Raw genomic sequence first — 21193 nt, 5'->3', positions numbered from 1 at the left:
TTCTTGTGTTGCTGTTATTCGGCAGCCTGGCCCTTGAGCATCTGCGAGCCTTCAGGATACCAGCGCTGCATGCCGCGTTCAAAATAGGCCACCAGGTTGGGCTGGGCCGCGACCAACGGTATGGACCATGTCTTGATCGGAGAGGCATAGAAGTTGGCGACAAAGCTGAACACCGTCGCATCCAGATAGGTCGGCTGATTCGCAAGGAACCATTCCTGGTCGCCGAGCAGGGTGGCCAGGCAATCAATGTCCGATTTGATCAGTTGGCGCTGTTCGTCTGTAGAATGCCGAGCAAATCCTGAGAATGTATAGCCTTCACGCATTTCACGGCGCATGGGGTCCCCGATCCCGTCTGGATCGCCCTGAAGGAAAATCTCCTTTGCTTGTACCCAGCCTTCATCTTCCACCCAGCGGGACCAGGCCAAACCATGGACCGTGCGGTCATCCAGCATGCGGCAAACAGCATGACCCACGGCCTTGGCATCGTCCGACAAGCCTCCATCAAGCGTGGCGCCATATTTTTCAATTAGGTAAAGGCGGATGAATTCGCTGTCCTCAATGATCTCATCGCCATCCTTGAGTACAGGCAGTTTGCCCTTTGAGAAACCTCTGGGGTCCTCGGGCATGACGGTTTCAAAGTCGAGTCCGGCAAGCTTCAACAGGATCTCGACCTTGTTACAGAAAGGGCTGGGGTTAAAAAAGCCGGGCGCTGTGGGGAACGCGTACAGGGTTAGTGATGTCATCTTATTGCTCCTCGCTATCGTGACTTGGGTCGTTGAAGAGCTTATACGCCGCCCTAGTGACAGTTTTTGTCAGGAGTGTTTGGCGAGTTATCATTCGTGGAAAAAACCGGGAATGGGGCCTGGTTAGAATTTGATGCCACGCATTAAAAATATTTATGGATTTTCATGCTCTTTCAGGCTTTTATGCCGATGTCGCTGCGGGACAGTGGTGACCTTGGGCCGAGGGCTTGCTCCGTTGGGCCGGATATACAACAAGCAGCAAAAGCTGCGACGATAGCGAGAGAAAAAATGTTCAAATCAACTGTACTCTTTGGTTCCGAAGAACCGAAGGGCTGGGCGCCATGGGCGCTCCTTGTCCCTGTCATTGCCATTCTTTTTACCGTTATTTCGCTGGTTGGCGGTACGGTGATCCTGCGTTCTACGGGGCTGATTCCCGCGCGCGGTGCGCCGGTTTTGCCTGCTGAGCTGGCGGCCTCTCTGATTGTGCCCTTCGGCCTTATGCTGGGGCTTCTGTTCCTGTGGCTTCGGTTTGTCGAAAAGCGTTCTCTGGCTTCCATTGGCCTGCAGGGCGAGGGCACAGGTAAGCGCTTCTCGTGGGGGTTTGCCATCGGTGCGATCATGATAGGTGTCACCGTCATGGGAATCTGGGGTACGGGCGGTTACAGGGTCGGTGGGTTTGCCCCCGCCTTTGCAACGCCGTCGTCGTTGGCCGCGATGCTGCTGCTGGCTGTGGGGTTTACCGTACAGGCAGGTGTTGAAGAGATGGTCATGCGGGGATGGCTTCTGTCTGCGATGTCGCGCAAAGTTGGCGTGATCGTAGCCTCTTGTACGAGTGCGCTTCTGTTCACGCTTCTGCATTTTGACCCAGACAACCCCAACTTGCTGGTTGATGCAGTAACTTCCATTCTGTTCAGCCTGTTCGCCTGCTACTGGGCTATCAAGTCGGGTAGTATTTGGGGGATCATTGGTTGGCATGCCGGCTGGAACTGGTTCCAGGGGGTTGGTTTTACCATTCCGGTAACCGGCCAGCAGGCTACTGTGCCTGCTTTGATCGCCGAGATGGCGGCTGTGGGGCCGATTTGGCTGACAGGCGGGGAAGTCGGGCCGGAGGCAAGCGTTGTGTGTGCCGGGGTGCTGGTCGTGGCAGGGGCAATGATGATGGTCCGCTTAAAACGGGCTTAGAGGCCTGGTCCACAAGAAAGTATGATGGAAGCCCGGTTGGCAGTAATGCCTGCCGGGCTTTTGATTTACGACCAGTCGAAATTGCCGATCTCGGTACGCCGCAGCACACGGCGGTATGGCGCAGGTGCCCGACGGGTCACCGCATCCATTGCGCGGTCAAAAGTAGCAAACTTCTCACGCGTGCGCCGCACAAGGCGGGTCACCCACGGCGTGGTGGGAATCAGGAACAGCAGGCCGATCATGAAGAAGATCAGGCCAAAGGGAATGGGCGTCAGCATACCAAAGATGCCGAATATACAGAAAACACTACCGATCAATTGGCACAGAATGCGTACCACAGGTTTTCTCCGTTCGCTGTCATTTGGGCGGACAGTTGCCGCGCCATAAGTTTTATCTATTTATAGGATCAATATAATGTGGCTTAACAATGGCTTCAAGGTGACCCATACAAGGAATTGTGATCTTTGGTGCAAGGAAAACTGCGGATTGGTGCCGCAAGAATTTGTTGCAAATGAAACTAATCGGCGGTATCTGGTGGCCACTGGTCGATCTGGCCCATCTGGTCTTTGATCCCGGTGTTCTGTTGTCCCATTCTTTTCAAGCGGGAGTCAGCGATGAAAAAAGTTTATGCGAGTTCCGAGGCGGCGCTTGATGGCTTGCTGTTTGACGGCATGACCATGATGGCCGGCGGCTTTGGGCTGTGCGGTATTCCGGAAAATCTGATTGCGGCGGTCCATAAGGCCGGTGTGAGGGATTTGACGGTCATTTCCAACAACTGCGGTGTGGACGGCTTCGGCCTTGGCATCCTTCTGGACGCCAAGCAGATCAGGAAGATGATCTCGTCCTACGTGGGCGAGAACAAGGAGTTCGAGCGCCAGTACCTGGACGGCGAGCTTGAGCTGGAGTTCAACCCGCAGGGAACACTGGCGGAACGCATCCGCGCCGGTGGCGCCGGTATCCCGGGCTTTTATACCAAGACAGGTGTGGGCACGCTGATCGCCGAAGGCAAGGAACACAAGGACTTCGACGGCCAGACATACATCATGGAAACCGGCCTTGTGGCTGATGTCTCCATCGTCAAGGCCTGGAAGGCGGACACCGAAGGCAACCTGGTGTTCCGCAAGACCGCCCGCAATTTCAACCCGATGATGGCCACTGCAGGCAAAGTAACCGTGGTGGAAGTCGAGGAACTGGTCGAGCCGGGCGAGCTTGACCCGGATCACATCCACACGCCGGGCATCTTTGTGCAGCGTATCGTCAAGGGCACGTTCGAGAAACGCATCGAACAACGCACAGTTCGTCAAAGGGAGGCTGGCTAATGGCTTGGGATAGAAACCAGATGGCGGCCCGCGCGGCGCGCGAACTTGAAGACGGCTTTTATGTGAACCTCGGGATCGGCATTCCAACGCTCGTGGCCAACTATATCCCCGAAGGCATGCATGTAACGCTGCAGAGCGAGAACGGCATGCTGGGCATGGGCCCGTTCCCCTATGAGGACGAGGTGGACGCGGACCTCATCAACGCTGGCAAGCAGACGATCACGGAGCTGCCGACCTCGAGCTATTTCTCCTCCGCTGACAGCTTCGGCATGATCAGGGGCGGTCATATCAACCTCTCCATCCTTGGGGCCATGGAAGTGGCCGAGAACGGCGATCTCGCGAACTGGATGATCCCGGGCAAGATGGTCAAGGGCATGGGCGGCGCGATGGATCTTGTGGCCGGCGTGCAGCGCGTGGTGGTGATCATGGATCACACCAACAAGGCGGGCGACCCAAAACTGCTTAAAAGCTGCACCCTGCCGCTCACGGGCACGCAGGTTGTTGACCGCATCGTCACCGGCCTTGGCGTGTTTGACGTTGTGGACGGCGGCCTCAAGGTCGTCGAGCTGGCGCCAGACGTGACCATGGACGAGGTGAAGGCCAAAACAGAGGCCACGCTTGTTGAATAGCAGGTGACGGTGATTGCCAAAACAAAAGGCGCCCCTGTGGCGCCTTTTTTATTGGGCTAATGGTCTGCTAGCGTGCCGGGAGGGAAGCCATGCTGGGCCATGGCGTCGGCTAGGGCTCTCAGCGTTTCTTTGGGTACGCCCTTGCTGCAAGCGATATAGATCGGATAGTCCGGGTGGGCACCATAGTTCTCCAGGGCAACGAGCGTACTTGTGCCCGGTATTACGCGCTTGGCTTCTTCCCACTGGTCTTTTGGAACAATCGTATAGTGCGCACGGCCAGCAAGCACCATGCTCATCAACTGAAAATCCGTCTTGCCGGTCCGCAAGATCCAGCTCGGGTTCGAGCGGATAATGGTGTCGACTTTCTCGCCATAAATACCACTTTCAAGCAGTGTCCCAATCATGGTGCTGTCTTTGGCCAAAGACACGATGTTGCCGTGTGCCCGCAACCTGTCCAGGTAGCGCGGCAAGGTCAGAACAATATCGCCCGGGACCACATCGAACAGGTAGGGCAGGAAAGCCCATTTTTCAGCCCGCTCGGGCGTAGGCATGCGGCCTGTTGAGCAGATGGCCCGGCGGCCTTCATTCAGCATGTCGGCTTCTTCATCAATCGTGGAGGCCATCCAGCGCACATCATAGCCTGCGGTATCAGCAACCGCGTTCAGCTGGTCGATATATCGACCGGTAGGCTTGCCGTCTACAACCCTGATGTCAGGCGGATAATGATAAAAGGTGAAAGTAATGGTCGGCCGTGTGCTGGCCGCCACCGTAGTGGCGAAAAAAGCAATAAGACTATATAGAATAAGCGGTTTCAAAATTCTGTGCGAACCTCCGTCATGGCGTTCAGTATAGGTTTTCCCCCTTAACAAATCGTTCAGAAGAGGCGATCTGTGGCTGCAGCGTGATAATGCTGTGGTTTGGGGTCAATGACAGGCTATGATAGATAATGATGATATTTTCGCGCGATCGGGGACCGTCATGACCATTCCAACTTTCAGTCCCGAGTTGCCAGATTTTGCGGAAAACCCGGGCGTGAGAGGTTTCCTGGCGGCTTGGGACCGCTGGCGCGGCGATTCCCTGCTGCCGAAACGCGATGACATCCGGCTGATGGATGTGCCGGAACTCATGCGCGGGGCCATGCTCCTTGATGCCGTCTCAATGGGCGAATTTGTCTTCCGCTATGCCGGGACGCTGTATGAGGATATGTATGGTTTTGATTTTACTGGCAAAAATTATCTGGACCTGACAGACGAGGGCTTGAAGCCGATCCGCTCGAAACGCCTTTGGGGCATTGTATCCCAGCCAGCAGCGGCGGTCTGGACCACACCGAGCGTGGAAAGTGTTGATTTCACTGGTGTCAGTGTGCCGATCCTGCCCAACGACCCATCCCATCCGCGCAAAATCATGCAGATCGTGATGCTGACGCGTGAGATTTCGGAAGTCAGTTACAAAGTACGGGCACAGCGCCGGGAGAAAATCTATTTCTCCGACCATTTCCGCTATATCGATATCGGCGCAGGGTTGCCGGACACCAGCGTGGAAAGCTGATCCTTTCCGCTCTACCAAATCTTGAGTATGTTATTGTTGCTTTAACACGGTAGGGGGCGCTACAGCTTTGTGGTGGCTTTTTTGGGGGAGGCTTTATGACAATCACCAAGGACAGGCTGTTTGTCGCTTTTGCGATTTATTCGGGGGCATGGCTCTGTGTGTCGCTGGCACAATGGGGACTGTTGTCCTTGCAGGCGATCGTCCGGTCTTCCATCGCGGGGACGCCGCCGTTTGACCTCTACAGCTACGGGGTGGCTTGTGGCCTGATCGTAGCGATGCTGTGTGCGCCTGTTGTGTCGCGAGCGCCTCTTCTCTTGGCGCTTCTTTTCTCTGCTTTCGGCTTGCTCTTCCGGTTTGCCAATTATGTGTTTGAAGTCATCTATCGGCTCACGACCGAACCTGCCTATCAGGACCAATATTATGTATCGGTTGAATTGCCGTGGCGGGATATCGGCAGTGAAGCGCTTGGTTATGTCTTGGGCGCAGCTTTGCTTGCAGTCGCATCCCTTGCGCAACGCAAGTTGGCGCCTGAAGCAGGGTCTCCGTATCAGGCCTTTCTCAATTGGCTTCAGATTGACAGCGGGGTGATACGTGATCGTTTACCTGGGTTCAATAAGCTTGGCTCACATCTGGGTAAGATCACTGTTGCCTTGTGTTGCCTTGCTGCGGCCCAGTCGTTGGCAGACGTGACCAGCCTCCTTTTAACGGCCCCCTTCATGCAACAGATGATGAGCAGTGGATATGCGCCAGTTGAGCCGCTGAGGCAGTTTGTCATTGGCTATGCGCCGACGATTGTCTTGCTGACTGGTTTTGGCCATGTTGCAGGGCGTCTGGCGCGGCAAATGCAGCTTGAGATGTCGGTCATGGCCATTTGTGTTGCCACAATTCTATGCTTTGCACACGACATTGAAACCATCGTGTCGCTGACGTCGTCGCTTTTTGTGAGTAGCGACAACGTCGGGGAGTATGGGGCCTGGATTGCCGGCCTTCTGGCGACAATCCTTGCGGGCGCCAGCAGCCTATACCGCGGGTATAGCCGTCAGAAACCGTTGATTTTGGCGGCCGATTTTTAAGCCGTACCGCCGACCGTCAGGCCGTCGACCCGCAGCGTTGGCTGGCCCACGCCCGCGGGCACGCTCTGGCCGCCCTTGCCGCAGGTGCCGACGCCATTATCCAGCTTCAGGTCGTTGCCGATCATCGACACGCGGGTCAGTACGTCAGGGCCGTTGCCGATGAGCGTCGCGCCCTTGACGGGTTCCATGATCTTGCCGCCGCGCACGCGGTAGGCTTCGGTGCAGCTGAACACAAACTTGCCGGAGGTGATATCCACCTGGCCGCCGCCGAAGTTGACGGCATAGAGGCCGTCGTCGACGCTCGCCAGAATTTCAGCGGGGTCCTTGTCGCCCGCCAGCATGAAGGTGTTGGTCATGCGCGGCATCGGGGAATGGGCGAAGCTCTGGCGCCGTCCGTTGCCAGTGGCCTGCATGCCCATGAGGCGGGCATTCAGTCGGTCCTGCATGTAGCCTTTCAGGATGCCGTCCTCGATCAGCACGGTGCGTTCAGTTGGGGTGCCTTCGTCATCCACGGTCAGGCTGCCGCGCAGGTCGCTCATTGTACCGTCATCTACCACCGTAACACCCGGTGCGGCCACACGCTCGCCGAGGAGGCCGGCGAAAGCAGAGGTTTTCTTGCGGTTGAAATCGCCTTCAAGGCCGTGGCCGATGGCTTCATGCAAAAGCACGCCGGGCCAGCCGGGGCCAAGCACCACGGTCATTTCGCCAGCAGGAGCGTCCACGCTTTCCATATTCACGGCTGCCTGACGAATCGCTTCGTCGGCCTGTGCCTGCCAGTGGGCTTCATCGAACAGGAAGTCATAGGCCTGGCGCCCGCCTGACCCCTCATAACCCAGCTCTTGGCGGTCGCCGTCGCGCATCACCACCTGCACATTCAGGCGTACAAGCGGGCGGATGTCACGCACACGGTGGCCGTCGGCGCGGATGATCTCCACAGCCTGCCAACTGCCCAGCAGGCTGGCGCTAACCTGCGCCACGCGAGGATCCCTTGCCCGGGTATAAGCGTCAATTTCCTCGAGCAGCTTGATTTTGCGACCGAATTCAATGCCGCCAAGCGGGTTGTCGCTGGTATACAGCTGCTTGTTGGTGCGCACAGGGGCAGGGGCCATGATGCCTGCGTTGCCGGTTTTTACGGCACGTACCGTTTCACCTGCGCGCCGGATGGCGTCCTCCGACAGCTCATTTGAGTGTGCGAATCCTGTGCTTTCGCCCATCACAGCCCTGAGGCCAAAGCCCTGGCTGCTGTCATAGCTCGCGCCCTTCAGGCGGCCATCATCAAAGTTGAAAGACTCGGAACTTGTGGCTTCCAGATACAGTTCGCCGTCTTCCATATCCGAAAGCGTGTCTGATACCAGCGCTTCCGTACGTTTTTCGTCAAGGTCCGACTCTTGGAAGAAAAAATTCAGCGACGCAGCTGCATCGGTCATGGAAAGTCCCTTTCTGTCGCAAAGTGCGAGTGATTCTATGATTTATGGGCCCGAAGGACAGATTACACCAAAAGTGCGGCACAATGTCGCATTTTTGAGGCAATCGCTGGCGCTACCATGGTATGGAGATGTGGGAATGACAAGCCATCTTCGATAAAATCTGGTGGCTTTGGGCAAAAAATGGCAAAAAAACAGCTTGAAGGGCTCACTCGGACTTGAGCCTTTAGGATCGTCTGGTATAAACGGCCCCGCATTCATATCGGCTGCGAGGTTCAGATGGTATATCCTCGAGGCTGATTGCTGGACGCCACGGACAAGAATGGCGCCGGTCCCCCGCAAGGGGTAGGAACAAAAGGAAAGCAGAACTATGAACGTCAAAAGGCTTACCGCCGGAGTTATGGCTGCATGGACAGCCCTGTTCGGTTTCACGGTTAGCGCGCTGGCTGAAGGGGTTATTGGTACCCCGGATGAGAAGGGCGTATGGCTTCAGGAACCAGTCAACGAGCAGGCTGCCCGGGTTGTTGACTTTAACGAACTTCTTCTCTGGATTATCACTGTCATCACGATATTCGTTTTCGCCCTCATGTTTTACGTGATGGTTCGCTATCGTGCCAAGGCTAACCCAGAGCCATCCAAGACCAGCCATAATACGCTGATCGAAATCATCTGGACGGTCGTGCCAATCGGCGTGCTTGTTGTGATTGGTTTCTGGTCTATCCCGCTTCTTTATTTCCAAGATGTCGTGCCGAAGACCGAGTTCGCGATCCGCGTGACAGGCAACCAGTGGAACTGGACCTACAGCTATCCTGACCATGGCGATATCGAGTTTACCTCGACCCTGGTTCCAAACGAAGCGTACAAGTCCTCGCCTTCATTTGATCCAGCCGTTAAGGCGGAGTATGAAGCTGGTCTGACGCAGTTCCTGGGGAAGCCAGCCCAATTGAACGCGCGCCTCCTGGACACCAACAACCGTCTGGTCGTGCCGGTAGACACCAAAATCAAGGTGATGCTGACAGCTACCGACGTTATCCATGCCTGGACCATCCAGAAAGTGGGTATCAAGCTTGATGCCGTTCCCGGCCGCCTCAATGAGACTTGGTTCGAGATCAACAAGGAAGGCACTTACTACGGTCAGTGTTCTGAATTGTGCGGTAAGGACCACGCTTTCATGCCGATCACGGTTGAAGCGGTGTCCAAGGAAGAATTTGCCAAGTGGGTGGAACGTGCGAAAGCTGCTTATGCTGACGCCGGTACCACGGCCCTTGGTCGCTAAGACAAGTTAGGGAGAGAAGAGCAATGGCTCACGATAACCCAACTGGTTGGAGACGCTGGGTCTATTCCACCAACCACAAAGACATCGGTGTGATGTATCTTTGGTTCGCGTTCTTTGCTGGCCTTATCGGTTTTGCAATGTCCGGCCTGATGCGGATGGAGCTGGAACATCCTGGTGTTCAGTTCCTGCCAGAATTCCTCGGTATCACCGAAGATCACGCCCGTCATATGTTTAACGTACTGACCACCGGCCACGGCCTGATCATGGTATTCTTCATGGTTATGCCTGCGCTGATCGGTGGCTTCGGTAACTATTTCGTGCCGCTCATGATCGGTGCGCCAGACATGGCGTTCCCACGCATGAACAACGTCAGCTTCTGGCTGATGCCTCCGGCCTTCATCCTGCTCTTGCTCTCCACTGTTGTGGAAGGTGCGCCTGGCATGAACGGTTTCGGTGGCGGCTGGACGGCCTATGCACCTCTTTCCACCAGCGGTCACCCTGGTCCTTCGATGGACCTGGCGATCTTCTCGCTGCACGTGGCTGGTGCATCGTCCATCATGGGTGCGATCAACTATATCACGACCATCTTCAACATGCGTGCACCGGGCATGACGCTCCATAAAATGCCGCTGTTCTCTTGGTCTATCCTGATCACAGCCTTCCTGCTTGTGCTGTCGCTGCCAGTTCTGGCCGGCGCCATCACCATGCTGCTGACGGACCGTAACTTCGGCACGACCTTCTTCGATCCAGCCGGTGGCGGGGACCCAATCCTGTTCCAGCACCTGTTCTGGTTCTTTGGCCACCCTGAAGTTTACATCATGATCCTGCCGGCTTTCGGTATTGTCAGCCACATTGTGTCGACCTTCTCACGCAAGCCGGTCTTCGGCTATCTGGGGATGGCATACGCAATGGCAGCGATCGGCTTCATCGGCTTCGTTGTGTGGGCGCACCACATGTACACTGTTGGCCTGGATGTGGACACGAAGGCCTACTTCGTAGCCGCCACCATGGTGATCGCTGTACCGACGGGTGTGAAGATCTTCTCCTGGATTGCCACCATGTGGGGTGGTTCCATCCGCTTTGAAGTGCCAATGATGTATGCGATTGCCTTCATCCTGCTGTTCACCGTTGGTGGTGTGACAGGTGTGGTTCTGTCGAACGCTGGTGCTGATATCGTGCTGCACGACACCTACTATGTGGTTGCACACTTCCACTATGTACTCTCGCTGGGTGCGGTGTTCGCGATCTTTGCAGGTCTCTATTACTGGGTTGGCAAGATGTCGGGTAAGCAATATCCGAACCTTCTGGCGCACATTCAGTTCTGGATCACCTTCATTGGCGTGAACCTGATCTTCTTCCCGCAGCACTTCCTGGGTCTGCAGGGCATGCCGCGCCGGTATGTTGACTATACTGACGCGCACGCCTACTGGAACTGGGTATCCACACTTGGGTACAAGGTGACAGCTGTTGGTGTACTTCTCTTCATCGTTGTGATGGCTATGACGCTCTTCAAGAAGAAGAAAGACTGTGCCGACAACCCATGGGGTGAAGGTGCTACAACGCTTGAGTGGACGCTCTCGTCTCCTCCTCCGTTCCACCAGTTCAACGAACTGCCAAAGATCAAGTAAGCCTTCGGGCTTACCCCTTTGGGAAAAAGGACAGACGTTTTGGCCGATAGCCTGACATCATATGAACAAACCCTTCAGCCTTCCGTATCGCGGGAGGCTGAAGCGCGTGACTTCGTGGCCCTGTTGAAGCCACGGGTTATGTCGCTTGTTATCTTCACGGGCTTTGTGGGCCTGGTGGCTGCACCGGGCACGATGAACCCAGTGCTGGCTTTCGCCGCAATCCTTCTGATTGCCGTGGGGGCAGGGGCGTCTGGCGCCCTGAATATGTGGTATGACGCCGATATTGACGCGATCATGGAACGGACGGCCAAGCGACCGATCCCCGCAGGCAAGGTAACCCCAGGTGACGCGCTCGGCTTTGGCCTGACGCTGTCTATTGCCTCGGTGGTGCTTCTTGGCCTGATCGTCAATGTAACGGCAGCGGCGCTTCTGGCGCTGACGATTTTCTTCTATGTTGTCATTTACTCCATGTGGCTCAAGCGCCGCACGCCCCATAACATTGTTATTGGTGGCGCAGCGGGCGCTTTCCCGCCGATGATCGGCTGGGCCGCGGTAACTGATAGCGTAACGATTGAGAGCATGGTGCTGTTCGGCATCATCTTCCTGTGGACTCCGCCCCATTTCTGGGCGCTCAGCCTTTTCATCTCGAAGGACTATGAAAAAGTGGGCGTGCCCATGCTGCCTGTGGTGGCTGGCGAGCGTGAGACCCGGAAGCAGATCCTCTTGTACAGCCTTCTGGTGGTGCCATGCGGCGTTGCCCCTTATTTCCTGGATTTCGCAGGCCCGGTATATGGGGTGGTTTCAAGCCTCTTCGGTGCCTGGTTCCTTGGCCTTGCCGCCATGGTTTGGCAGGGTCGGGAGAAGGCTGAGCGCAAGCTGTTCGCCTTTTCGATCCTGTATCTTTTTGTGCTTTTTGCAACGCTCGCGTTCGAGCGCCTGATCACGGAGTGGCTGGTATGAGTGAAGACCTGAGCGAAATGCACAAACGCATGAAGAAGCGCAACCGGGTGCTCGGCCTGTCGCTGGCGGCCTTTGTTATCCTTGTTGCTGTATTCAGCTATTTCAAGATTAAGGGGCTGACCCCTTGACAGCAGCGGCTGCAAATAAGAACACGCGCGTCGCGATGATGGTATGCCTGCTGGTTGTGGGCATGGTTGGCCTGTCGTACGCCGCTGTGCCGCTTTATAACCTGTTCTGCAAGGTAACGGGTTATGGCGGCACCACGCAGGTTGCGGAAGTGGCTTCGGGCGCTGTGATTGACCGCGAGATGGACGTGCGCTTCAACGCCAGCGTTCACCGCGACATGCCGTGGGACTTCAAGCCGGTGCAGGTGCACCAGACGCTGAAGATCGGCGAGCAAGGTATTGCCCACTATGAAGCCTACAACCCCACGGGCCAAACCATCGTGGGCACGGCCACCTATAATGTGACGCCGCACAAGGCGGGCGAATATTTTGCAAAAATTGACTGCTTCTGCTTTACCGAGCAGGAGCTGAAACCAGGCGAACGGGTAGATATGCCTGTCGTCTATTTCATTGATCCTCTGATTGCTGAGGATCCAAATCTGGATGACGTTAGCGAAGTGACGCTTTCATACACCTTCTTCGTCATGGAAGACGAGACGGCACGTGTGCGAGCGGAGCAGGGTCGCTAAAGCTAGGGTAACAAAAGGGAACGTCGGCAACTGTGCCGGTGCTTGTTAGGAGAGATTTTATGGCAGGCGATGTGAAACACGATTATCACCTGGTGAATCCAAGCCCTTGGCCGGCTGTGGGTTCGTTCGCAGTTCTGCTGATGATGGTGGGCGCGGTTTTCGCAATGAAGCCGGACGCGACGCTGTTCGGCATGAGCGGCTTTGGTAACTGGCTTTTCGGTGCGGGCCTCCTTGGCCTGCTGTACACCATGTACGCTTGGTGGTCAGACGTAATCCACGAAGCTGAAACTGGCGATCACAAGCCTGTTGTTCGCATTGGCCTCAAATACGGCATGATCCTGTTCATCGCCTCTGAGGTTATGTTCTTCGTGGCTTGGTTCTGGGCTTTCTTCAATGCGGCGCTTTACCCGAAGATTCCACTGCCTGAAATCGGCGCATTCTGGGAAACGCTGAACAATGAAGCCATGTGGCCGCCTGAAGGTATCGAGACATTCGACCCTTGGCACCTGCCATTCATGAACACGCTGATCCTGCTGCTGTCGGGCACCACGGTAACCTGGGCGCACCATGCAGTTCTGGAAGGCGACCGCGACAGCCTCAAGAAAGGCCTGTGGCTGACAGTAATCCTGGGTGCGATCTTCACCTGCGTTCAGGTTTACGAGTATCAGCACGCGGCGTTTGAATTCTCCGGCAGCATCTATGGCGCCACCTTCTTCATGGCAACCGGCTTCCACGGTTTCCACGTTCTGGTGGGTACCATCTTCCTGGCGGTTTGCTTGGGCCGGGCCTACAAGGGCCATTTCACGCCAGACCATCACTTCGGTTTCGAAGCGGCAGCTTGGTACTGGCACTTCGTGGACGTTGTGTGGATCTTCCTGTTCTTCTGCGTCTACATCTGGGGCGGCTAAGGCATGCCTGCAGACATGCAGAACAAAGAAACCGAAGCCGGCCGGGAGCAATCCCGGTCGGTTTCGCCTTATAAGGCCGGCTTTTTGGGCCGGTGCCCGTCCTGCGGCGAGGGCGCCTTCTTCAAGCCCATGAGCCTCGATATCCGCGACACCTGCGAGACGTGCGGGTTTGATCTTTCGAAGGCTGACCCGGGTGACGGCGCTCAGGTTTTCGTGATCCTGATCATGGGGGCTATCGCGGCCCTTGTCGGCTTTATCCTGATTGGCGGCATGCACATGCCCCCGTGGGCGGCCATGACCATCATCTTCGCGCTGATCCTGTTCGGCAGCATCTGGATGCTGCGGGTGTTCAAGGCAACGCTTGTGGCGCTGCAGTTCCACCATGACGCTTCAGAAGGCAAGCTGACGGACGAGGGGGGCGATGATGCCTAAAGGCTTCAGGCCCGGACTGCCGCTGACCATCTGTGCCCAATTGGGCATGATTGTTCTTGTTGGACTGGGTACCTGGCAGGCCCGCAAGGTCGGCCCCAAAACAGACTTGCTCGCCAGCATTGAAGCTGGGCTTGCGGCTGCCCCAATCCAGCTGCCTGTCCACCTGGATGATCCAACCACGCTGAACTATCACCGCGTAGCCTTCGCGGGCACTGTGCTGGACCGTGCGCCGGTTAAAGTATTCGCCACAAGCCTTTCCGGCAAATCGGGCTATCATATCTATGCGCCGGTGCGGAAACACCACGGTATGGTGGTGGCGGTGAACTTTGGCTGGGTGCCGTTTCACCAGAAGGAAATGCCGGCCCTGCCGTCAGGCGATATCACCGTCACAGGCGTGCTGCGCACCAGCGCCACGCCGGGCTCCATGACGCCCCCCAACGACGCGGCGGGCGGCAACTGGTTCACGGCTGACGTTCATGAGATGGCGGCACACTGGGGCCTCAGAACCAAGGAATATTATCATTTCCGCGTGTTCAGCGACCATGTCGGCGCAGCGGACGCGCTGCCGCAGGGCGGGCAGGTGCGCGTAGACATCCCCAATGATCACCTTCAGTATGCCATCACCTGGTATGGCCTCGCGCTCACGCTTCTCGGCGTCTATATCGCCTTCGGCTTCAAGCGTGGCCGGGAAGGCTGATCCAAGAATGGGATGTACTATGCATACACTTAGGCCACTTTTCCTGCTTTTGGTTCTCTGCGCGTTTGGCATGCACGATGGCAAAACTGAAAAACTGAAGCCAGGTGACATATTCAGAGATTGTGAAGTATGTCCGGAAATGGCGGTGATACCTGCAGGAAGATTTGAAATGGGCGCGCGTGACTATGACAGTCGCGCAGTGAAGAAGCGCGAACTTCCTAGGGTTTCTATTCAGATAGACGCCTTTGCGATTGGGCGGTTTGAAGTGACGCGGGAGCAGTATCAAGCTTGCGTTGACGATGGCGGTTGCGAGTATTCGCCAGGGGCGATGTTTTGGGAGAAGTTGCCCCGTACGCATGGCGAATACCCGATAGTTCATATTGCGTGGGAAGATGCTCAACAATATGTCGCTTGGTTGAGTGAACATACCGGCTTCAAGTATAGCCTACCATCTGAAGCTGAATGGGAATATGCGGCCCGGGGCGGTACATCTACTATCTATTGGTGGGGAGATGATTTGGGAGTTAACAATGCCCACTGCGTTGAATGCGGTGGAGGGCATCCATTTTTGGGCGACCATAAGAGCCCACTGCCGGTTGGAAGTCTTTCGCCAAATCCATTTGGCCTTTATGATGTGATCGGCAACGTCCGCGAGCATGTCCAAGATTGCTTCGGTCCGTTAAAAAAACTCCCTCCCGATGGTACCGCTTACGAGAAAAGCGATTGCACCATCCATTCATTGAGAGGATCTGCCTTTGACGAGGTCGCATCGTCACGCGCAGCACGGCTTAGTTCGCGAAGCGGGGCTCAGCTTGTCGCCAGAGAGCGAAGCTATGGCTTTCGCGTAAAACGCCGGCTTGATCAGTAGGGCACAGCATATATCTACAAACTGATCTTTTAGAAACCCGTACTGTTGGGATATCTGCACAAGCCGTGCTTCACAGAAGCTAAAGCAATTATGCCGCAATCCGGCGCGCTTCTCCTTGCATCATGCCCCATCAACCCGTAGAACTGGGCTTCGCAAGATTCGTAAAGTTGAGTGCACTGATCGTGAAATATATATCTACGCGCGGCGAAGCCGAAAAACTGGATTTCGAAGGGGTAACCCTGACGGGGCTGGCCCGGGATGGTGGCCTGTATGTGCCCGAGGAACTGCCGCAGTTCAGCGCTTCAACCATCCGCAGCTTCCGCGGCAAGCCCTATGCCGATGTGGCGTTCGAGGTGATCCAGCCATTTGTGGCCGGGAGCCTCAGTGATGCTGACCTCAAAGCCATGTTGGATGCCACCTACGGCAAGGCCTTCCGCCACCCGGCTGTGGCGCCGCTGGTGCAGCTGGGCGCGAACGATTGGCTGCTGGAGCTGTTCCACGGCCCGACGCTGGCGTTCAAGGATTTTGCGCTTCAGCTCCTGGGCCGTTTCTTCGACCATTTCACCGCCAAGCGCGGCCAGAAGCTGACGATCCTTGGGGCGACGTCGGGCGATACCGGCTCTGCCGCCATCGAAGGCTGCCGCGGGCGCGATAATGTCACCATCTATATGCTGCACCCGAAGGACCGCGTGTCGGAGGTTCAGCGCCGCCAGATGACGACGGTGCTTGAAGACAATGTGGTCAACATCGCGGTTGAGGGCAATTTCGATGATTGCCAGGCGCTGGTGAAGGCTTGTTTCAATGACCTTGATTTCCGCGACCGCGTGGGCCTGACGGCTGTTAACAGCATCAACTGGGCGCGGGTGATGGCGCAGATCGTTTATTATTTCACGTCTGCTGCGGCGCTCGGCGCGCCCGACCGCGAAATTTCCTACACGGTGCCCACGGGCAATTTCGGGGATATTTTCGCGGGCTATATCGCTAAGGGCATGGGCCTGCCTATCCGCCAGTTGGTGATCGCCACCAACAAGAATGACATTCTGGCCCGCACGCTGCAGTCAGGGTCCTACCGCGCTGACGGCGTGGAAGCGACGCTTTCGCCCAGCATGGATATCCAGGTGTCCAGCAACTTCGAACGCCTGATGTTTGATCTGGCGGGCCGTGACGCCGCTGAAATTCGGGCCTATATGGATACACTGACGGCTGAGAAGGGCTTTGACCTGAAGCAGGGACACCTTGAAGCTCTGCGTGCATCCTTCGCCGCAAGCCAGGCTGACGACGCCCTGACCGCGAAGGTGATGGCGGACCTTTATAAGGCCAGCGGCTATGTGGCCGACCCACATACAGCCGTGGGGCTGGCGTCCGCCGCTGTGTGCAACACTGATCCAAGCGTGCCCATGGTGACTTTGTCGACCGCCCATCCGGCCAAGTTCGGCGCGGCGGTTACGGACGCTACCGGTGTTAACCCGACGTTACCTGCCCATATGGCAGACTTGCTTTCGCGCGAAGAAAGGCTTATCACGCTCGCCAACGACGTGACGGCGCTTCAAGCGCGAATTATGCAAGGAATGTAGATTGAGTGTAGAGGTTACCCGCCTGCCATCAGGCCTCCGTATTGTCAGTGAAAGCCGGCCCCAGCTTCAGACTGTGGCCGTGGGCATGTGGGTGGACATCGGCGCGCGCCACGAACCTCTGAAGCTCAATGGCATCACGCACTGCCTGGAACATATGCTGTTCAAGGGCACGAAGCGCAGGAGCGCGCGTGACATCGCATCCGAGATCGAGTCTGTCGGCGGCCAGATGAATGCCTACACCAGCCGCGACAACACCACTTACTATGCCCGGGTGATGAAGGATGACCTGCCGCTGGCGTTTGACGTGCTGGCAGACATCATCCTCAATAGCCAGTGTGATGACAGCGAGCTGGTACGCGAGAAGGAAGTGATTCTGCAGGAAATCGGCCAGGCACTGGATACGCCCGACGATATCGTGTTCGACCACCTTCAGGATGCGGCCTTCCGCGATCAGGCCATTGGCCGGTCGATTCTGGGGACTGCGGAAAGCGTGCGCAGCTTCTCAAGTGCTGACCTCAGAAGCTATCTGACCACCAATTATACCGCATCCAACATCGTCGTGTCTGCTGTGGGCAACCTGGAACACAAAGACCTTGTTGCCCTGGCGGAAGAAAAACTGGCGGGTCTCAAGAACGGGGAACCCAGCAAGGCCTCAGGCGCACGTTTCACTGGCGGTGACATCCGCGAGAAGCGCGAGCTCGAGCAAGTGCACGTGACGGCCGCTTGGCCCGGCGTTTCCTTCCAGGACGACAATTATTACGCCATGCAGGTCTATTCCACCATTCTGGGCGGCGGCATGTCATCGCGCCTGTTCCAGGAAGTGCGCGAAAACCGCGGCCTGGCTTATTCCGTCTACAGCTTCACGAGCAGCCATCAGGATGTTGGCATGCTGGGCATCTATGCCGGCACAGGCCCCGAGATGGCAGAGGGCATGATGCCGGTGATCATGGGCGAAATGGAAGCCTTGACCAAGGGGCCAACCGAAGAAGAATTCAAAATCGCCGTGGCACAACTTAAGTCCGGCCTTGTGATGGCGCTTGAAGCCACGACTTCTCGCATGGAACAGATGGGCCGCCAGATGTTGGTGTTTGACCGCCTGATCCCGATCGAAGAGATGATCAGCAACGTCGAGGCGGTAACGCCTGATGACGTCGCCCGTACGGCCAGTCAAGTATTGGCTGAATCCGATATTGCAATGGCAATAGTCGGTGGTGGTGATCTGGACCGTATTACTTTTTCCTGACCAGGGAATTAGTTCAAATTATAACTAAATTTTAGGCTTAATTCATACACTCCTAAGTATTGCTGGTCGGCCACGTTGGTGGTACCATGTCGGCCATAATATAATCAGGGGGGACTCTTGTTGAGCCCGGAGTTGTGTCAATTGCTGGCCTACTGGAATGAGCTGGGTGGTGCCAACGCGCTGCCTGAGCGGTCACAACTTGATCTCCGGCAGCTTACCCCAATCCTGCCCTGGATGTTCATTCTGGAAATGAGCCCAGATGGCTCGCTTCGGTACCGGCTGGCAGGTTCAAGCCTTGAAGAAGGTGTTGGCTGTGGCATGGCCGGAAAAACCTACGCCGATATCTTCCATGACCATGAGCAGGCTTCCGTGATGGAAGAACTGTATGCCACGTCTCTGGTGCAGGGTAGTGGCCTTGTGCGCACGGGTGCCTTTTCTCTGGATCAGACCGAGACCTTTGAACTTGAGGTACTGGCGCTGCCGTTTGCCGACACCCGTGCCATGGCTGGCACCGTGCTCGTCGGCGTCGTGCGGCCCTTTGACGTGCTCAACCAGGGCTTTCTGGACCGCTGGGGGCGTTTTCAGCATGACCTGACAACCCTGATGGTGGTGCCGTCACCACGGATTGTGACATCCGGGCAACTGTCCGACCGGGTGAATGCAACGCTTGAACTTATTGGTGTGGAACTCAGGGCGCTGGATGTGCCCAAAGTGCTTGACCTCTACCGTCAGGGCGTGGGCAAGCTTCCTGGGCAAGAAATCCCATCGTTCGAACTGGAGGCCCTGTCGGGCAGCCAGGAAAATTCCCTGAATTAGTTCGGTGTGCCGCCTCTAGGCGTGGCCGGCGTCAGATGACAGCATCGAGATATTGATGCCAAGCTTGGCCATGGCCCTAGGCCACTTTTGTTCCAGCTCAGTATTGAAGATGATCTCGTCATCAGCCTCTGCTGTCAGCCATGAATTGGCCTGGATTTCATGCTCAAGCTGCCCAGCGCCCCAGCCCGCATATCCCAGCGCCAGCAGGTGATGGATTGGCCCGCGTCCGCGCGCAAGCGCGGTCAGGATATCGACTGTGGCTGTAAGCGCCAATGTCTCGCTGACCACCAATGTTGATTCCTGCACGAAATCGGCCGAATGCAGCACGAAACCGCGCCCGGGTTCGACCGGGCCGCCCGTGTGAATCGGCAAGGGGGGAACCGGGCCATCGGTTTCGATGTCCAACTGCTCCAGCAGATCTTCGAATGTCAGGCTGGGGAACGGTTGGTTGATCACCAATCCCATGGCCCCGGACTCATCGTGCGAACAAACATAGACAACGCTCCGGTCAAACCGGGGATCAGTCATGTTGGGCATGGCCAGCAGGAGCTTGCTGTCCAGATAAACGGATGATGTCATAGGGCCTCTCTTTTTTGGCACCTCAAGCTTAGCGCGTATCAAAGGATTGTGCAATCGGCCAGCAGTTGTAAGGCATTGGGCATAGGGTCGCAGGCTGGACTGACAGCAATGTGATCATTCGCGACTGGCAATTCCGGCACGTGGTTGCTACTCATGACCAAATTCAGCTGGAGACCGGCATGCGTTCGATTTTGATAGTTTTGAGTGGCCTACTGGGCTTTGCAGCACCTGCACAGGCAGGTGAGACACCATGGCAAGCGCATCTTGATATGCTGCAGACTCGTGTTGTCACAACGTCTGCCGACATGACAGATGCTGATGGTATGCCGCTTCTGGCGTGGGAGGCCAAGCTGGCACCGGGCTGGAAGACCTACTGGCGGTCCCCAGGTGAAGCAGGGTTGCCTGTGCGCCTCAGCCAGAACGGTACGGACATCGATATTCTGTTTCCGGTACCTGAACGGTTTGAGCTTTTCGGCCTTGAAACATACGGGTACAGCCATGCTGTGCTGCTGCCTTTCAGACCGCTGAGTGTCAGCGACGGTGGTGTCAGCGTGAGTGCGAGCTTCATGGTGTGCAAGGACATCTGCGTTCCGTTTGATGCGACATATGATGTGCCGGCTTCTGCGCTTGGCGCCGATTTTTCCCCGCATGACATCCGGGTTGCCACCTGGATGGAAAAGGTGCCAGCGCGGGCAGGCGACGGCGGTGCGGGCCTTGCGATCGATTCTGTGCGTGTCACCGGGCCGGTTGGTCGCCAGCACGTGGTGGTTGACGCCCATGCTGATGCCATGCTGACGGCGCCCGACATGCTGGCCGAGGTGAACGATATGGTTCATTTTGGTGCGCCTAAGGTCAAGATCACCGGAGATGGCCGCTCAGCACGTTTTGTACTTGCCGCCATGACGGGCAAGAAGCCATTGGATTTGCGCGGCGAACAGATCAGACTGACCTTCATCGACGGGCAGGGCCATGCCATCGAGCGCATTCTGGACCTGCCGGAAAAATAGCCGCTTGAAGCCCATACCATAACGGGTAAAGTACCCCCGAAATCAATCGCCCATTCGGGCAGACCATAGGAGCATACAATGACCATTCAGGTTGGTGACAAAATTCCCGCCGCGACGCTGACAACCATGACAGCAGATGGCCCGGGCCCCGTGTCCACAGACGAGTTTTTCAAAGGCCGCAAGGTTGTGCTCTTCTCCGTACCAGGCGCATTCACGCCGACCTGTTCGGCCAAGCACCTGCCAGGCTTTGTTGACCATGCTGATGAGATTTTGGCGAAAGCCGATGCGATCGCCTGCATGTCCGTAAACGACGTGTTCGTCATGAACGCTTGGGGCAAAAGCGCCGGCGTTGAAGACAAGGTTGTGATGCTGGCTGATGGCAATGCCGAATTTGCCAAGGCCCTGGGCCTTGAAATGGATGCATCCGGCTTTGGCATGGGCCTGCGTTCCAAGCGTTTTTCCATGATTGTGGAAGACGGCACTGTAACGCAGCTGAATATTGAAGAACCTGGCGCATTCCAGGTGTCGTCAGCAGAGCACGCGCTGACCCAGCTTTAAGCTGGCACGACTTAAAACCGGGAAAGGGCGGCTGT

24 protein-coding genes are annotated in these 21193 nt (G+C 56.5%); 19 read left to right on the top strand and 5 right to left on the bottom strand.

What is annotated here, in order from left to right:
- Positions 1-14: 14 nt before the first annotated feature.
- Positions 15-743: a glutathione S-transferase family protein gene (locus tag KORLAC_RS13885; protein ID WP_068307434.1), complete on the bottom strand. Its 729-nt coding sequence runs from the start codon at positions 741-743 to the stop codon at positions 15-17.
- A 288-nt stretch (positions 744-1031) separates the two neighbouring features.
- On the opposite strand from KORLAC_RS13885, the gene KORLAC_RS13880 reads away from it, so the two are divergent.
- Positions 1032-1925, top strand: a complete 894-nt coding sequence (locus KORLAC_RS13880; protein WP_068307432.1) for a CPBP family intramembrane glutamic endopeptidase — start codon at positions 1032-1034, stop codon at positions 1923-1925.
- 65 nt (positions 1926-1990) lie between these two features.
- Here KORLAC_RS13880 and KORLAC_RS13875 read toward each other — a convergent pair whose 3' ends face one another.
- A complete protein-coding gene (locus tag KORLAC_RS13875; RefSeq protein ID WP_068307430.1) occupies positions 1991-2263 on the bottom strand; it encodes a hypothetical protein in 273 nt (90 codons plus the stop codon).
- A gap of 276 nt (positions 2264-2539) precedes the next feature.
- On the opposite strand from KORLAC_RS13875, the gene KORLAC_RS13870 reads away from it, so the two are divergent.
- Positions 2540-3244: a CoA transferase subunit A gene (locus KORLAC_RS13870; protein WP_068307428.1), complete on the top strand. Its 705-nt coding sequence runs from the start codon at positions 2540-2542 to the stop codon at positions 3242-3244.
- Entirely contained in the window at positions 3244-3873 is a 630-nt protein-coding gene (locus KORLAC_RS13865; protein WP_068307426.1) for a CoA transferase subunit B, read from the top strand. The genes KORLAC_RS13870 and KORLAC_RS13865 overlap by 1 nt, the downstream gene beginning before the upstream one ends.
- Positions 3874-3929: 56 nt before the next feature.
- Here KORLAC_RS13865 and KORLAC_RS13860 read toward each other — a convergent pair whose 3' ends face one another.
- Positions 3930-4688, bottom strand: a complete 759-nt coding sequence (locus KORLAC_RS13860) for a transporter substrate-binding domain-containing protein (RefSeq protein ID WP_068307424.1) — start codon at positions 4686-4688, stop codon at positions 3930-3932.
- Between the two features lie 163 nt (positions 4689-4851).
- Here KORLAC_RS13860 and KORLAC_RS13855 point away from each other — a divergent pair, with 163 nt between their 5' ends.
- Together KORLAC_RS13855 and KORLAC_RS13850 are read left to right on the top strand one after the other, a co-directional pair.
- Complete coding sequence (locus KORLAC_RS13855) at positions 4852-5421, top strand: PAS domain-containing protein (protein ID WP_068307422.1); 570 nt, start codon at positions 4852-4854, stop codon at positions 5419-5421.
- Between the two features lie 95 nt (positions 5422-5516).
- Positions 5517-6494, top strand: coding sequence for a hypothetical protein (locus KORLAC_RS13850; RefSeq protein ID WP_068307420.1), 978 nt, complete (start codon positions 5517-5519; stop codon positions 6492-6494).
- On the opposite strand, the gene tldD is transcribed toward KORLAC_RS13850, so the two are convergent.
- On the bottom strand, positions 6491-7921 hold the full coding sequence (gene tldD / locus KORLAC_RS13845; protein ID WP_068307419.1) for a metalloprotease TldD: 1431 nt from the start codon (positions 7919-7921) through the stop codon (positions 6491-6493). The two genes, KORLAC_RS13850 and tldD, sit on opposite strands and share 4 nt — an antisense overlap.
- A 367-nt stretch (positions 7922-8288) precedes the next feature.
- On the opposite strand from tldD, the gene coxB reads away from it, so the two are divergent.
- The 12 genes from coxB to KORLAC_RS13790 all read left to right on the top strand — a co-directional run bounded on the left by coxB (position 8289) and on the right by KORLAC_RS13790 (position 19014).
- Positions 8289-9194, top strand: a complete 906-nt coding sequence (gene coxB, locus KORLAC_RS13840; protein ID WP_068307417.1) for a cytochrome c oxidase subunit II — start codon at positions 8289-8291, stop codon at positions 9192-9194.
- 23 nt (positions 9195-9217) lie between these two features.
- Entirely contained in the window at positions 9218-10822 is a 1605-nt protein-coding gene (ctaD, locus tag KORLAC_RS13835) for a cytochrome c oxidase subunit I (RefSeq protein WP_068307415.1), read from the top strand.
- A 39-nt stretch (positions 10823-10861) separates the two neighbouring features.
- Entirely contained in the window at positions 10862-11782 is a 921-nt protein-coding gene (locus tag KORLAC_RS13830; protein WP_068307413.1) for a heme o synthase, read from the top strand.
- Complete coding sequence (locus KORLAC_RS19195; RefSeq protein ID WP_277620382.1) at positions 11779-11910, top strand: hypothetical protein; 132 nt, start codon at positions 11779-11781, stop codon at positions 11908-11910. The genes KORLAC_RS13830 and KORLAC_RS19195 overlap by 4 nt, the downstream gene beginning before the upstream one ends.
- On the top strand, positions 11907-12476 hold the full coding sequence (locus KORLAC_RS13825; RefSeq protein ID WP_241493425.1) for a cytochrome c oxidase assembly protein: 570 nt from the start codon (positions 11907-11909) through the stop codon (positions 12474-12476). The genes KORLAC_RS19195 and KORLAC_RS13825 overlap by 4 nt, the downstream gene beginning before the upstream one ends.
- 59 nt (positions 12477-12535) lie before the next feature.
- Positions 12536-13384, top strand: coding sequence for a cytochrome c oxidase subunit 3 (locus KORLAC_RS13820; RefSeq protein WP_068307411.1), 849 nt, complete (start codon positions 12536-12538; stop codon positions 13382-13384).
- Positions 13385-13387: 3 nt separating this feature from the next.
- Complete coding sequence (locus tag KORLAC_RS13815; RefSeq protein WP_068307410.1) at positions 13388-13816, top strand: DUF983 domain-containing protein; 429 nt, start codon at positions 13388-13390, stop codon at positions 13814-13816.
- The gene (locus tag KORLAC_RS13810; protein ID WP_068307409.1) at positions 13809-14513 is read left to right on the top strand and encodes an SURF1 family protein; all 705 of its coding nucleotides are present in this window, start codon (positions 13809-13811) and stop codon (positions 14511-14513) included. The genes KORLAC_RS13815 and KORLAC_RS13810 overlap by 8 nt, the downstream gene beginning before the upstream one ends.
- A 19-nt stretch (positions 14514-14532) precedes the next feature.
- Positions 14533-15381, top strand: coding sequence for a formylglycine-generating enzyme family protein (locus KORLAC_RS13805; RefSeq protein WP_068307408.1), 849 nt, complete (start codon positions 14533-14535; stop codon positions 15379-15381).
- Positions 15382-15563: 182 nt separating this feature from the next.
- Complete coding sequence (gene thrC / locus KORLAC_RS13800) at positions 15564-16955, top strand: threonine synthase (RefSeq protein ID WP_068307827.1); 1392 nt, start codon at positions 15564-15566, stop codon at positions 16953-16955.
- A 1-nt stretch (position 16956) separates the two neighbouring features.
- Positions 16957-18198, top strand: coding sequence for a M16 family metallopeptidase (locus tag KORLAC_RS13795; protein WP_068307407.1), 1242 nt, complete (start codon positions 16957-16959; stop codon positions 18196-18198).
- Between the two features lie 120 nt (positions 18199-18318).
- Positions 18319-19014, top strand: a complete 696-nt coding sequence (locus KORLAC_RS13790) for a PAS domain-containing protein (protein ID WP_074519420.1) — start codon at positions 18319-18321, stop codon at positions 19012-19014.
- A gap of 15 nt (positions 19015-19029) precedes the next feature.
- Here KORLAC_RS13790 and KORLAC_RS13785 read toward each other — a convergent pair whose 3' ends face one another.
- Complete coding sequence (locus tag KORLAC_RS13785; protein WP_068307403.1) at positions 19030-19593, bottom strand: YqgE/AlgH family protein; 564 nt, start codon at positions 19591-19593, stop codon at positions 19030-19032.
- Between the two features lie 179 nt (positions 19594-19772).
- Between KORLAC_RS13785 and KORLAC_RS13780 the strand changes: the two genes are divergently transcribed.
- Both KORLAC_RS13780 and KORLAC_RS13775 read left to right on the top strand, forming a co-directional pair.
- Positions 19773-20600, top strand: a complete 828-nt coding sequence (locus tag KORLAC_RS13780; RefSeq protein WP_068307401.1) for a protein-disulfide reductase DsbD domain-containing protein — start codon at positions 19773-19775, stop codon at positions 20598-20600.
- A 78-nt stretch (positions 20601-20678) separates the two neighbouring features.
- On the top strand, positions 20679-21158 hold the full coding sequence (locus tag KORLAC_RS13775) for a peroxiredoxin (RefSeq protein ID WP_068307397.1): 480 nt from the start codon (positions 20679-20681) through the stop codon (positions 21156-21158).
- Positions 21159-21193 lie beyond the last annotated feature (35 nt).

It is taken from the genome of Kordiimonas lacus, assembly GCF_001550055.1.
In the GTDB taxonomy this organism is placed as follows: Bacteria; Pseudomonadota; Alphaproteobacteria; order Sphingomonadales; family Kordiimonadaceae; genus Kordiimonas; species Kordiimonas lacus.
This window is presented reverse-complemented; position numbering and strand designations above follow the sequence as displayed.